We start from the raw sequence: 12,989 nt of genomic DNA on the forward strand, positions 1-12,989 counted from the left end.
AACTGAAGCGCCAATGGCGGCGCTGTTATCAGTAAATAGAATAAGTTATCGGTGCGAAGGCTGTCTGACGACTTCTAACGAGAGGTTAGTATCGCTGGCTAATATGTTTTGGGAGGCAGGGTGCGTTATAAAAGGTCGGGAAAATAGCTGGGGGTAGTACAGATTTACATGTGTCGAGGGTAGGAGCTGACAGGAAGCCGGAGTGCGTTATTATTATTGTAGTGCACTACCAGTATGAGCGTATTATTTGCTCAGCTCGGGCTTTTCCCGCGTGCGATTTTTTGTATCAAGCAATACCCACGATTCCTGACAGCACGAAAAAGACGTTCGCCGTTGCTGGCACTCTTGAACTTTTCCTGTAGTCGGCTCAGGCACATTTCGAGACCTCGATAGTGTTCGGGTTCCCTGCCGATGCTGCGGATAAGATCCTCTTTACTGACCACGCGATCTTCATGATGCAGCATTTTCTTGAGCAGGGTGGCCTCCAGTCCGGTCAAGACAATTTCCATATCATCTTTGATCAACGCACCACCGCCATTGCTGAATCGCCAGGTTTCAGCAATTACAGTGCGCGGTTCGGCCAAATTGGGGGTGTAATTCCGGGTGTCGTCCTGGGCTTCATCCGTCATAGAGGTAATGTTGTTGTACAGAGTGTTGAATTGCGCCGCTTGCCACTCGGTCTTGAATGTCGAAAGAATGCGCTGTGTATCATGTTTGATAACAGGCGGGGCAATTCTTTCCACGTGTGGGTAAATAAACTCCATGAGTTTAGGGGGGGAGAAGTGTGCGGGCACATTTTCTACAAACATTTTTGCTTGTGACGTACCGAACGAGTTGTAGCGCTTGCTCGATAGCAGCGCCTCCAGCTCGAGTTGTAGTGCGGGGCTGTGGGTGACTACAACAAAATATTTTCTGGGGGGGTTGAACTGCTTTCCATGGCCATCTCTCCTTAATTGCAACGCCTGATAGTTGGTTTAAATGTTGTCGGCAGGGGAGTAGTGGCTCCCTTGGAAGTAATCAAAGGGCAACGCTCGCGCCAGTACGTGACCCGCAGCATGCTCGACTCTGTCTGCTATAAAGCTGACTTTGGTATTGTGAGCTTGCAGGGTCATGCGTTCGTAGAGTCGGTTGAATAGCTCGGGTTTTTCACCGAGTTTAAAGCCCAAGTCTAGGGCCGAAATCGAAATCTTTATATAGTCGAATAGATTCAGGCTTGTAAAAATTTCGATACTTTCGTCGTAAACATTAAATCCATCGAATGCGATTTCGATACCGTGATCTTTCAATAGATACACGTTATGGAGGATTTTCTTTTTGTCAGTGAATCTGACCGCCGGCAAGGGTAGCTCGTTTAGCGCGACCACCAACGTCTGTCCAAGACCACGCAGGGCGTCGCTGCACTGGATCAATTCTTCAGTGAGCGCGGCATGGGCGAGTGCTGACTGATCTACACAGACAAATCGACGGCTCAGATATTTGTTCTGGCTCGAGGTGGTGCGATCTTTTAACGAGAAAGCCATCAGTCGAGTCTGCATCAGGGCTTCGCTGTAGATGCCACTCATCGGATTCGTCGCTGGTGCATGAGATGCAAGAGCGGACAGGATCTGACTGTCGTCGGATTTTATTCTGATCTCGCTGCCAAATGGGCGGTCATCGCGTGTAAGAATCAATTGCCGAGACAAGTAGTGATTCGCACGCTCGAAGCGAGGTACGCATTCGATTGCGTTCATAATGCAAAAACTCCGTTGCACCTAAGTAATCAGGTTGTAGAGATCAGACCCCTGATTAAACGATATCCATATCCGCGAATACTATGAATGGCGTTGGTGCCATACATGTCTTTTATTTTACCACGAAGGCGGCTGATCGATTTTTCCAAGGCTCTTGGGTCATAAAAATTTATATTCAGGCCCATGATTCTGGCGATTTCATCATGGCTTAATATATGCGATTTTGTTTGGGAAAAAGCTTCAAGGATTTTCATTTCCGCAAACGATACATCGAGTTTTTTATCATCTGCGATGAGGCACATGCGAGTCGGGTCTAACATCAGGCTGTCTTTTACCTGCAATTCCGGACTACTCAAAATGCCGGAAATTTCTTCACCGCTATCGACTAACGTGCTATTGACTTTGATGCAGTAGTCGGCGCCAGCAAGATAATATTTCATCTTGTTGTAGGTGCCTGAACCGGTGATAGCTGCAAAAATTATTGACGCCATATTGTTGGCACGAAGACCTTCAATCAAGGCAACGCTCTCAGTAAACGCCTGGGGGCTATCAATGACGATAAAGACCGCACGGTAGAACTCAAGGTGCTGGTTTCTGTTGAATGAGTTGCTGTAGCACGTTGCATCAACGGTTACGTCGTTACCTACGTGGCTGGCGACTAATTCCCTGAAACCCTCCGCTAACATTGGGGTCCGCCCAATGGTGAGAATCCCTGTCTGCTCCTTTGCTAGGCTGTGACTCAATGTCGTTTTGTTCCCTGTAAGCATCATGCTTTGACTCGGCTGGGTGCTGACGGTTGGATGTTAAAGCACTGATTCTCATCTGTGACTGACAATTGGTAACATTTCATCGAATTTTGAAGTGGACGTCACGTTTTTTTTAACATTGGGGGCGAATATGACGTGATCGATTGGGTTCGTGAGGTTTGGATGCCGAGCTCTCCAGGTCCGTTTCTGGTTTTAACGTGACATAGCATTGTGCTATCTTTTGTCCCGATCTCCTGATTTCCCGAACCAATAAGCGGTACGTGTGGATGAAGCGTAGATTGGTTTTCAGTTTTTTAACAGAAATGATCAACCCTTGGGACTTTGCCTTTTCGCGCTAAAGTTTTGGTGTTTTTGCCTAACAATATGTCCAGTGATAAGCGATATATAACTCTTCAAGCGTTAATTTTGGTGATAGACATTTGATAACAAAGGATTTTCTTACGCGGCCTGATGCGTTTTAATTTCGCGTTCGCCAGGTGGTCTTTGTCGGGGGTTGGATAAGCTCAGTTGCGATGAGTTCCAGGTGTTTGAATAGCAACAGGCCCTCATGCGATCAACGGGCGAACGGGGGATTAATGGATCTGTGGACTACCGTAACTGTTTGATTTTGGACTGGTTGTAGGACTTACCGAGTTTTTGCCATATCAGTACCGCATCAGATTATTGTTGCGGATTTGCTCGACTTCGGCGGTGAACGAGCGATGGCGTTCAATATCATTATCAACTGGGCGCTATCCTGGCTGTTGTCTGGGAGTTTCGGACCTGTTCCAGGCCAGTGACTTGCCGGTTTTTGCCCCAGGCTTCGTGACAGCGTTCTTTTTCGCCGTGATCGCCTTACGTGGCTTGCTCAAGTTTATTGCCAGCCACAGTTACGCCGCATTCGCGTGGTATCGGATTGCATTCGGCTTGCTGACCCTGGCGACATGGGGATTCGGTTGGGTCAATTGGACTGACGCGGCGGCGCTCTGAACATGCGCACCAGGTTGCGGAGCCCGCAGCCTGGTGTTGAAGAACGTTTAACGCCCTTCAAGCAACTGCGCCGCCTGATCCAGCAATGCCAACGGCTCTTTGGCCTTGTGAATATCCACCGACAACAACTGCCGAAACTTGCGCGCCCCCGGAAACCCGGTGCCCAGCCCCAACACATGTCGAGTGATGTGGTGCATTGAACCGCCTGCGTCGATGTGCGCGGCGATATACGGCCGCAACTGCGACAGCGCCTCAGCGCGAGTGATCACCGGTGCCGTGCTGCCGAACAGCTGCTGATCCACTTCAGCCATCACATAAGGATTGTGATACGCCTCGCGGCCCAGCATCACGCCGTCGAACGTCTGCAAATGCTCGTGACAGGCCTCCAGCGTCTTGATCCCGCCGTTGAGAATAATCTCCAGTTCCGGAAAATCTGCCTTCAACCGCGCCGCCACGTCATAACGCAGGGGCGGAATGTCGCGGTTCTCCTTCGGCGACAACCCCTCCAGAATCGCAATCCGCGCATGCACGGTAAAACTCGTGCACCCGGCCTCGCGAACCGTACCGACGAAATCACATAACTCTTCGTAACTGTCGCGCCCATTAATACCGATGCGATGCTTCACCGTCACCGGAATCGACACTGCATCGCGCATCGCCTTCACACAATCAGCCACCAACTGCGGATGCCCCATCAGGCACGCGCCAATCATATTGTTCTGCACCCGATCACTCGGACAGCCGACATTCAGATTCACCTCGTCGTAGCCGTGCTCCTGGGCCATGCGTGCGCAGGCGGCCAGGTCCAGCGGCACACTGCCGCCGAGCTGCAAGGCTAGCGGATGCTCGGCTTCGTTGTGGCGCAGGAAGCGTTCGTGATCGCCGTTGAGCAAGGCACCGGTGGTGACCATTTCGGTGTAGAGCAGGGCGTTTTTCGACAGTAGGCGTAGGAAGAAACGGCAGTGTCTATCCGTCCAGTCCATCATCGGAGCGACGGAAAAGCGGCGGGAGAGCGGGGCGGGTGTGGCGATGGGTGCGGGCATTGGGGATCTGGAATCGGTGAGGCTGGGAGGTGGGGGAGTTTAACAGGAATGGGGCTAGCGGGGCTGAAGGGAGTCTAGTGGTGGTTGTTCAGGCAAGCGAGAGCAGGGAGGGGACAAGGCTCTGCGAGAAAATAGATCTGTCCCCATTTTTTGTCCCTCCTTCGGGTAAACCCAGCGACAAAATAGCGGCTGGATGTCGCACACATAGTGTACGATAATCCTCGTACACATTAAGGGTCGCAATGGAAAAAGGCTTCAAAAAAGCCAAGCGCGATGTGCTAGCGGCTCTGGAGACGGGCGATTATCAGCATGTTGCTCGCGGCTCGATCAATGTCAAAAACTTACTGGCAACTGGGGAGGTCTCAGCTCAGGAGGTGATTGAGATCATCAAGAAATGCAGCGGCACGCAGCACAGCTGTAGCCCACATCATTCTGTCCCCGGTATCGAAGTCCATGTGCTAAAGACAGGGACCTGGTACATAAAATTCTTTTTTATCGATCCAAGCGCTTGGTTCATTAGCGTCCATCGGTGAGTGAACTTCATGAAGCTTCTATTCGAAGGCGATCACGGTAAGGCTCTATGTGAGCACTGCCAACAGGTTGTCACTACGACTTATGTGCGCCGTAATGTGCCCTTCAGTGATGGCCACGGCGAGGCGAAGGACGTCTTGGTTGGGATTTGCGACGTTTGTGAAACTGTCGTTGCAATCCCGGCGCAATCGACTCCGGCGATCAAAGAGGCGCGCAAGCATCAATTGACCCCCATCGAAGCGCGACTGCCAGCGATCTACCTTGATGTCTTGGATGCAGCTATGCATGTGGTGACCAAAGAGGCTAGCGTGCAGACTCGAAAGTTATTCATCAGTTACTACTTGAGAGAGCTGGTAGAGACAAAAGCTGCTGACCGCTTGCAGAGAACACATTACGAATTTTCTCAGTGGTTCTCGAAGCAGATGACGTGTCGCCACTTGACTCCCTCGCGCTCGATGAAGCGGCTGTCGATGAAGGTGAATTCTTATGTGGCAGACGACTTCATAATACTCCTCGAGGCGACCCATATGACTCGCACAGATCTTCTCAAGTCTGTGATCTGGCACATCCAGGAGGATGTGATTGAACATAGAAACCCTGTCGTCATCTCTGATCTGCAGCGTTTGACGAGAGTCGCCATGTAAAACGAGAAAGGCCCGCGTATGCGGTAATGCTGTTCACTTAAGACACGATAAAAAGGCTTGCCTCCGTAGGAGCAAAGCTTGCTCGCGATGACGGCGGTACATTCAACAGGGATCCTGGCTGACAGACCGCTATCGCGAGCAAGCTTTGCTCCTACAGGTTTACGTGTTTTCCCATGCTTTCGTATGGACACGGTCTTAAGTGAACAGCGTTGCGCGTATGGAAAAAGGGAAAAAGGGGACGTATTTATTTTCAGTCCAAGGCATGGTGAAGACCCGGCTGGTTCGCTGCGCACAATTTGATCCCCATTTTTGAAAGTCACCATCCATCTATTCAACGCAGACTCCAGACGTTATCGGCAAGCTATCGACAAAAGCGGCAATCTGCCTGCTACCGCGCAAGTGCACTGTAGGCACTTGCGGGCTTGTTGCCAGGCGCACCGCCTCGATCCCAGGGCGGTAGCCACGATCGAAATTCCACACGAAGTTCAGAAAGGTCAGAACGCCCGGTCAAGCTTCTCTGTGCAACCTGCTGCAAGCTCAGGGCGAGGGCGTTTCCTTAGGCTACGTATGATCACCCGGGTGAAACAGGTGAGCCGCGACGTGTCGAGCCAGATGATCAGGTCGGTTCGGGGTAGGCGAAGGTCGAAGGTACGCCGCGCATAGCTACCTTCACAAATCCAGGCATCAGGGGCGATCGCTTCGCGGACACGTGCGTGGAACGCTCTGCGTTGGGTTCAAACCAGTGAAAAGGGGGAGGATTTATTTTGCGCATATTTTTCGCAAAAAATAAATCCGTCCCCTTTCTTTGCAGTCCCCTTTCTTTGCTCGGGCCTCAGCCCACAAGGTTCGGGCGAAAATGTTGCGCTCTTTTTCATTTACTGTCACAACTTTTCTCCAGGCGAAAAAAAGCCCGCACGACGGCAGGCTGCTTGTTGTTCGGATAGCGGTCAGCAGTCGATTGCATCCGCAAACTCTGATAGCGTTCTAAGGTATTCATAACCCTGCTTGATCGGGTTGTCCCCGTTTAGGTTATAGGCACACTGAATGCTCCCGTTGTTGAAAGGCGCATCAGTGCTGGACGCCATGTAAAACGCGACGAAATCGATGCGCTCATTTCCAAGGCTAATCGTGACTCCGCTGGTCTTGATATAGGCGTCCGCGACATAGATGCCTCGAAAATTTATGGTTTGCTTAAGAGCCATAAGTGCCCCTAAATAAAGTGAGCCCCTGACATTAGAGGCCGTGCAGTTTAAAGTTTTACGGCGGCGTAACCTTCACGAAACCGCTAGCGTCTTTATATACGGCCTCGGTTGCGGCAGGGACTGCGGTGGTCAGCCCGAAAAAACGTATCAACCCTGCCGCATCGATAACGATCTTGCTCGCACCGTTTTGTTGTATTGCGACAGTCTTGCCAGAAGCGCTGTTAACCGTAATCGAGCCGTCATAGGCAACGATAACCCGTGCGGCTCCAGTGCCATCATGCAAGGTGAGCTTGCCGTTGTCCCCGTTCTCGGTCGAAACACGAACGTTACCTTCACGATCAAGAAGACGGACTTGGTTAGCGTCGAAAAGATCGGTTCTGAAGTTATCGACGCGAACACCCCCCGTAGCATTCTTTCCTGCAAATATGGCTGTGTTGGCAGAGTTTCGGACGTTTAATCCGCCAATGGACAGGTACTCGATGGCTGAGTTGCTCGGTTCAGTTGAGACGAACTTTACTAAGCTGGCATTAGCAGAACCAACCGTATAAAACTGCGCTGTAGCAAATTTCGCTCCCGACAATACCGACACCGAAGACGAATATACATCCGCTTCGCAACGGTTGAATTGACTGCGACCGAAGGCTACAAAACAAGATGCGGTAAAACCAAAGAAGCGGCCCCCGCGCACAACGTTCTGAGTGCATTTCGACGCGTCGCTGTTGTCCATGAAAACCCCACAAGCCGTGCTTTCAATGGCCTTGACGCTCTCAATGACAGTACCCCAAGAGTTGGAAAGATGCCAAGCCTTCCCGAATACCGCTGAAGTAATAGTAGCGGTTGCGCCGCTAGTTCCGCCGACGATAGAGTCAGCAGTTCGCGGGACATACGCCGATCCGCCCCCTACAGGAACGGTCATTTTAAGGGTTAAGCCGGCAATGGACGTGATAACGCCTTTGAAGCCGTCGCCTGTGGTGACAGTTTCCCCCACCACAAACCCGCTAACGGTACTTGCAATGACATGAGCGGCCTTTAGGTTAGCAACCCCGCAAGCGATGAACTTGTTTCCGCCGCATTGATAACTCCCATTACCAACAATAAACGCGGTGCCGATAGAGGTTTCGCCTGAGCCGGATGCAGCGTCTACATTAAAAAACGTATTTTCATTACCTGCGGATATAACGAACAACAGCCCATCTCGATCCGCCGTGTGTTGTCCAACGTTACCATCCCAAATAGCAAGGCAGTTGCTTACAAGAAAACCTTGGGTTATCGAATGAAAGTCCCTTGCGGACTTACCCAGCTCGATAAGGTGCGTGTAATATCGAATGAATTGGACTCGTTCAATAGACGATGAGTTTCGACCACCGCCAATCCAAATTCCCTTCACGTCGTTTCTGTTGTTGAAATCAAGCGACATGTCAAAGACATGGCAATTATATAAGTCGTCACCGCTTAATACGTACGCCGCTTCCCATATGATCATCCACTTGCCCATGAGGGCTGATCCCGTATCAGCGGAGAAGGTGCCGGAGGTTGCTTGGATTATCGTGGCGCCTGCGCCCGCCCCAGTAAGAGTCGTATTTACTGACTTAATAACCAATGGCTTAGAGATCAGGTAAATGCCTTCCGAGAAGAATAGCGATATGCCGCCATATCTCTGTTGCGTGGTCAAAAAACCATTGGTAATGGAGTCCAATGCCGCCTGAATAGCCGCTGTATCGTCTGTGATCCCATCACCTTTAACGCCAAAATCCTTCACGCTAACAGTTTCACGCAATCTATCAGCGACTGTACGGCTTGACGCGTTGGTTGAAAGTTGGCGAAACCCAAGCATTTCAGGCCCAGTTAGTGGGTCTGCCAAGTCCTGTCGTACAGTTTGATCGCTACGCAAAACTAAGTGGGTTTGGTCAGCACCCCATGTCCCGGTCAGAGTGTGCGGGAATGATGCGGGACGCTTTACTGTGTAAAGGTTGCCGTCGCGCACTACCAGCTGCGTAGCTCTGTCGACTTGAAGCGGCGTACCGTCCACATAATTCAGTGGAGGGTTTTCAAACCCGGTCGAGTCCAAATAGGTATTGAACTGCACTTCACGAAGGTCCTGCGAGTCGTCAAATTCGGCAACGCGCTCGGCCTGATCGGCATCAAACTCAGCCTCCATCCCCTTCCATGACTTGAGTGGAACACCTAGGCGGTTTGGATGAGACACGCCAGCTCCGGTCAATAGAAAATCGAAGTCTTCTGCGTTATCAATTAAATCTTTCGGAGAGGATGAGCCTGGCGGGTTGCCGGTGTTATAGGCCATGGTTATCTTGCTCGCAGAGTACGCCAGCGGCGCCGCGAAAGAGGCGGTACCGAGTGCGCTGAGTTTTAATAAATTCCGGCGATTAACCATGACGACCAAACCTAAAAAACGGGAACGGTCGGCATTATACCGGTGGGGATGTAATGTGTTCGTGAAGTCCAGGGATGGAATTGACTGGGTCGTGATCAGCCGGTGTAGCGTAACTGCTCCACGAACCCCACATTCAAAGCCGCGATTTGATGCCTGACGCTGTGCTCCCTATCTCTTTCAGAAGCCAGCGGCCATGATGCGTCCCGATGCCAAAATTGAAAAAGTGTACCTTTACCCTAGACACGCAGACTTTCGAAAATCCATCGACGGCCTAGCCGCACTGGTGGAGCTGGATATCAAAGTGGCGGTGTTCGATCCGGTGCTTTTCGTCTTTCTCAACAAACCCCGCAATCGGGTGAAGATTTTGTATTGGGAACGCAACGGCTTTTGCCTTTGGCTCAAACGCCTTGAATCCGAACGCATAGGGAAAAGGGGACTAGGGAAGAGGGACGGATTTATTTTTCAGTCCAAGGCAAGGTGAGGACCCGGCTGGTTTACTGCGAATAAATACATCCCCATTTTTGCAAGTCACCATCCATCTATTCAGCGCAGACTCCAAACGTTACCGGCAAGCTATCGACAAAGCAGCAATCTGCCTGCTACCGCGCAAGTGCACCGTAGGAACTTGCGGGTTTATTGCCAGGCGCACCGCCTCGATACCTGGGCGGTAGCCACGATCGAAATTCCACACGAAGTTGAGAAAGGTCAGAAACGCCCGGTCAAGCTTCTCTGCACAACCTGCTGCAAGGTCAGGGCGAGGGCGTTTCCTTACGCTGCGCATGATCACCCGGGTAAAACAGGTGAGCCGCGACGTGTCGAGCCAGATGATCAGGTCGGTTCGGGGCAGGCGAAGGTCGAAGGTACGCCGCGCATAGTTGCCTTCACAAATCCAGGTATCCGGTGCGAGCGCTTCGCGGACACGTGCGCGGAACTGCTCTGCGTCAGGTTCGACCCAGCCGGGTTCCCAAAACAGCGTATCCAGGTGTATCACGGGTAGGCTCAAGCGCTTGCCGAGGGCGCGGGCCAGGGTAGATTTGCCGCTACCGGCATTGCCCAGAATTACAATCCGTTGCATGAGGACTTCCTGCCGTGAAAAAGCCGGCAATTGTGTAGGTTTTGGATGGCCAGTGAAAGGCTGCCAGGTGGGGCGACCATCGGGACATACGGTTGGCGACAGGCGTCATCCCGGGTTACCTGCTATTAATCTATGAGTGTTCGAGTGCTGATCCTTTCGGGAGCGCGTCATGAGTCCATTTATTCGCATCGGCATTGTCGACGATCATCCAATGTTGCGTGAGGGCGTTGCCAATACATTGAGAAGACGGGCGGATCTTCAGGTCGTCGAGCAGGGCGCCAATGCGGAAGATGCCAGGGATATTGCCCAGAGGATGTGTCCGGACGTGATGTTGATGGACGTCAATATGCCGGGCGATGTTTTCGCCGCGGTGCGGTTCATTTCCACTCAGCTGTCGGATGTGAAGGTGCTGATGCTGACGGTTTCAGAATCCGAAGATGACGCCTTTTCGGCACTGGAGGCCGGCGCGCGCGGGTATGTGTTGAAAGGTGTCAGCGGACCGGAGCTCGTCCAGGCGATCAGGTCGGTTTCCAAGGGTGAGACCTATATCACCCCCGAGGTTGCCAACAAACTGCAGGGCAACATCAAGGAGCACGAAACAGAATTTCACCAGTTGGATTTGAGCCCTCGCGAGGAGCAGGTCATTCGTGAAGTTTCAAAGGGGCTGACCAATAGGGAAGTTGCGTCAAAACTGTTGATTACCGAACAAACCGTAAAGCACCACATGAGCGGCGTGATGCAGAAACTGCACGCCCGAAATCGCGTCGAGGCGGTCACAACTCTACGGCTTTATTGGGAGCGCGAAGCTGTCGGGGCACTTCACACTGGCGCAGAAAAAACACAAATTGATCCGTGAGCGGCTCCTGATCTAGAGTTTGAATTGTGCATTTACCGACGTACCAGAGGCGCAGGAGTCGATGCTGAATAACCCGCCCAGAGATTCAACGCGATAACGCAAACCGGCGAGCCCCAATCGGGTTCTGCCGGATTTCTCGAGCAGCATGGCGTCCGCCGCCATGCCTGGACCACCGTCCCTGACGCTGATGTTCAATACTTCATCAATGTATCGCGCCTGGATGACCTGACGCTCGCCGTCGGCATGACGGAAAGCGTTGTTGAGGGCTTCTTGCACAAAACGATACAAGCAGAGTTTGAGCGGCAGTGACGCGCTCTCCGGTAGTTGCCCCAGGGTTAATGTGACCTTGGTGCCAGTGCGTTGCTCGTGCCGTTGCGCCACCAGTTGCAACTCTTCCACCAGGCTCAAGTCGTTAATTTCCGGAAGTGCCAGACCTCGTGATAAATCGCGGACCTCACGCAATGCGTCGGTGGCGGCGCCACGAATGGTTTCCAGCGACTCCTGATCGATAACGGAGCAGTTTTCGGCCAAGTCGTCGAGCCGTATCAGAATCAAGGTCAATAACTGCGCCGGCCCATCGTGCAGGTCTGCACCAATGCGCCTCAAGGTGAGTTCGTTGACACGGGAAAACTCTTGGGTAGCCGTCGACATCTTGCGCTGCAGTTCGGCATTGCTGATGTGCAAACGGGTTTGCTCCAGCAGCCGTAAGCGCAATGCCACTTGTTGTCGCTGGATAATCTTGTCACCGCGTCGCACGATGAAGAAAAGCAGCATCAGCATCGACAACGTCGCGGCGCCAACGACCACCCATACCTCTTGTCGTACACGATTGATCTCGCGTTTCAGACTATCGGCCTTTTCATAAAATTCGCCACCGCGATGACTTTCCCGGAGGTTGAATCCCGCAGGGGCGCGTAGATCTCATAGAGCGGCAGGTTGAGCTTGCGCTCAAACGCGTTCTCATCCTGGTTCGGGTCTTCAAGGTCGGTGACCACATTGCCCTCGAGTGCCTCGGCGATCTCATCCATTGGGAATTTAACGTTGGTGACGGCTTTATTCGTGCTGAAGACCACCGTGCCATCCGGCCGCCAGATCTTGATCGAGACAATGTGCTGTTTTAGCGAACGACTTTGCGTGAGGCGGTCCAGGGACTGGACACTTTCAGCCGAGAGGTTGTTGTCCCGGCTCATCTCCTGCACGAAGGGCTCCAGAAACGTATCCATGTACTGAGCGCCTGCTTCTGCTGCGCTCTGCACCGCGGCATTTTCGATTCGTTCGCTCACCAGATTGCCGACGAAGAACATGGTAAGTCCCAGGATCAGCGCGGCGGCAATGACAAACTGGGTCGAGCGACTCAGATTGCGCGCCTGCGTCGTGATCCGGGCGCGCCAGATTGCGTTGCGAGCCATATCGGAAACCGGGGCAGGTCCGAGCAGAGCCTCAGTCTCCTGCGCGATAAAAGTCCCGTTGTTTGATTCGATGTTTGCATCTTTTGCCATCGGCCTGGTTCCCTGAACATCTTGACAAGTCGGTTGGAAACCTTGCAACTCAACGGGCATCTGGAGATTGCCGGGGCGGCGTCCCTGTGGGCGCCACGTCTATGACTGACAGTAGTTCACTGTGTAGCGATCCGATAGCTTCAATGGTGGACTAAGAATCTGTGGGCATTGGGAGGGAGGCGGTCAGTATGACAAGGTGGCCATGGCGACGCGGGTCTTGCGCCACATCTCACTGCGCCTCGTGATATTTTCTGCCTAAATTTAGTGAGTGGCCTCCGTGA

General features: G+C 52.4%; 9 protein-coding genes and 5 pseudogenes. 5 read left to right on the forward strand and 9 right to left on the reverse strand.

What is annotated here, in order from left to right; translation table 11 throughout:
* Positions 1-251: 251 nt before the first annotated feature.
* The 3 genes and pseudogenes from CES87_RS17940 to CES87_RS17950 all read right to left on the reverse strand — a co-directional run bounded on the left by CES87_RS17940 (position 252) and on the right by CES87_RS17950 (position 2,500).
* A pseudogene (locus tag CES87_RS17940) lies at positions 252-937 on the reverse strand (transcriptional regulator).
* A 37-nt stretch (positions 938-974) separates the two neighbouring features.
* Entirely contained in the window at positions 975-1,730 is a 756-nt protein-coding gene (locus CES87_RS17945; protein ID WP_128607172.1) for an EAL domain-containing protein, read from the reverse strand.
* A gap of 29 nt (positions 1,731-1,759) precedes the next feature.
* Entirely contained in the window at positions 1,760-2,500 is a 741-nt protein-coding gene (locus CES87_RS17950) for a winged helix-turn-helix domain-containing protein (RefSeq protein WP_128607173.1), read from the reverse strand.
* 756 nt (positions 2,501-3,256) lie between these two features.
* Here CES87_RS17950 and CES87_RS33245 point away from each other — a divergent pair.
* Positions 3,257-3,466: pseudogene (locus tag CES87_RS33245) on the forward strand (undecaprenyl-diphosphate phosphatase); the annotation flags it as partial.
* A 47-nt stretch (positions 3,467-3,513) separates the two neighbouring features.
* On the opposite strand, the gene dusA reads toward CES87_RS33245, so the two are convergent.
* Positions 3,514-4,509, reverse strand: coding sequence for a tRNA dihydrouridine(20/20a) synthase DusA (dusA, locus tag CES87_RS17960; protein ID WP_128607174.1), 996 nt, complete (start codon positions 4,507-4,509; stop codon positions 3,514-3,516).
* A gap of 242 nt (positions 4,510-4,751) precedes the next feature.
* Here dusA and CES87_RS17965 point away from each other — a divergent pair, with 242 nt between their 5' ends.
* Both CES87_RS17965 and CES87_RS17970 read left to right on the forward strand, forming a co-directional pair.
* Complete coding sequence (locus CES87_RS17965; protein WP_128607175.1) at positions 4,752-5,042, forward strand: hypothetical protein; 291 nt, start codon at positions 4,752-4,754, stop codon at positions 5,040-5,042.
* 9 nt (positions 5,043-5,051) lie between these two features.
* Complete coding sequence (locus CES87_RS17970; RefSeq protein WP_128607176.1) at positions 5,052-5,684, forward strand: hypothetical protein; 633 nt, start codon at positions 5,052-5,054, stop codon at positions 5,682-5,684.
* Between the two features lie 327 nt (positions 5,685-6,011).
* Here CES87_RS17970 and CES87_RS33250 read toward each other — a convergent pair.
* From CES87_RS33250 to CES87_RS17985, 3 genes and pseudogenes are all read right to left on the reverse strand, one after another.
* Positions 6,012-6,426: pseudogene (locus tag CES87_RS33250) on the reverse strand (AAA family ATPase); the annotation flags it as partial.
* Between the two features lie 205 nt (positions 6,427-6,631).
* Positions 6,632-6,886: a hypothetical protein gene (locus tag CES87_RS17980; protein ID WP_128607177.1), complete on the reverse strand. Its 255-nt coding sequence runs from the start codon at positions 6,884-6,886 to the stop codon at positions 6,632-6,634.
* A gap of 55 nt (positions 6,887-6,941) precedes the next feature.
* Entirely contained in the window at positions 6,942-9,278 is a 2,337-nt protein-coding gene (locus CES87_RS17985; RefSeq protein WP_128607178.1) for a glycosyl hydrolase family 28-related protein, read from the reverse strand.
* 193 nt (positions 9,279-9,471) lie between these two features.
* Between CES87_RS17985 and tnpB the strand changes: the two genes are divergently transcribed.
* A complete protein-coding gene (gene tnpB, locus CES87_RS32370; RefSeq protein WP_256590957.1) occupies positions 9,472-9,759 on the forward strand; it encodes an IS66 family insertion sequence element accessory protein TnpB in 288 nt (95 codons plus the stop codon).
* A 58-nt stretch (positions 9,760-9,817) separates the two neighbouring features.
* Here tnpB and CES87_RS17995 read toward each other — a convergent pair.
* Positions 9,818-10,353: pseudogene (locus CES87_RS17995) on the reverse strand (AAA family ATPase).
* 169 nt (positions 10,354-10,522) lie between these two features.
* Here CES87_RS17995 and CES87_RS18000 point away from each other — a divergent pair.
* A complete protein-coding gene (locus CES87_RS18000; protein ID WP_128607180.1) occupies positions 10,523-11,209 on the forward strand; it encodes a response regulator transcription factor in 687 nt (228 codons plus the stop codon).
* 12 nt (positions 11,210-11,221) lie between these two features.
* Here CES87_RS18000 and CES87_RS18005 read toward each other — a convergent pair.
* Positions 11,222-12,708: pseudogene (locus CES87_RS18005) on the reverse strand (sensor histidine kinase).
* Positions 12,709-12,989 lie beyond the last annotated feature (281 nt).

It is taken from the genome of Pseudomonas sp. ERMR1:02, assembly GCF_002277815.1.
In the GTDB taxonomy this organism is placed as follows: domain Bacteria; phylum Pseudomonadota; class Gammaproteobacteria; order Pseudomonadales; family Pseudomonadaceae; genus Aquipseudomonas.

Coding starts and splice junctions, on each gene's coding strand:
- CES87_RS17945 (WP_128607172.1), bottom strand. CDS start 1,730: ATGAACGCAATCGAATGCGTACCTCGCTTCGAGCGTGCGAATCACTAC.
- CES87_RS17950 (WP_128607173.1), bottom strand. CDS start 2,500: ATGATGCTTACAGGGAACAAAACGACATTGAGTCACAGCCTAGCAAAG.
- dusA (WP_128607174.1), bottom strand. CDS start 4,509: ATGCCCGCACCCATCGCCACACCCGCCCCGCTCTCCCGCCGCTTTTCC.
- CES87_RS17965 (WP_128607175.1), top strand. CDS start 4,752: ATGGAAAAAGGCTTCAAAAAAGCCAAGCGCGATGTGCTAGCGGCTCTG.
- CES87_RS17970 (WP_128607176.1), top strand. CDS start 5,052: ATGAAGCTTCTATTCGAAGGCGATCACGGTAAGGCTCTATGTGAGCAC.
- CES87_RS17980 (WP_128607177.1), bottom strand. CDS start 6,886: ATGGCTCTTAAGCAAACCATAAATTTTCGAGGCATCTATGTCGCGGAC.
- CES87_RS17985 (WP_128607178.1), bottom strand. CDS start 9,278: ATGGTTAATCGCCGGAATTTATTAAAACTCAGCGCACTCGGTACCGCC.
- tnpB (WP_256590957.1), top strand. CDS start 9,472: ATGATGCGTCCCGATGCCAAAATTGAAAAAGTGTACCTTTACCCTAGA.
- CES87_RS18000 (WP_128607180.1), top strand. CDS start 10,523: ATGAGTCCATTTATTCGCATCGGCATTGTCGACGATCATCCAATGTTG.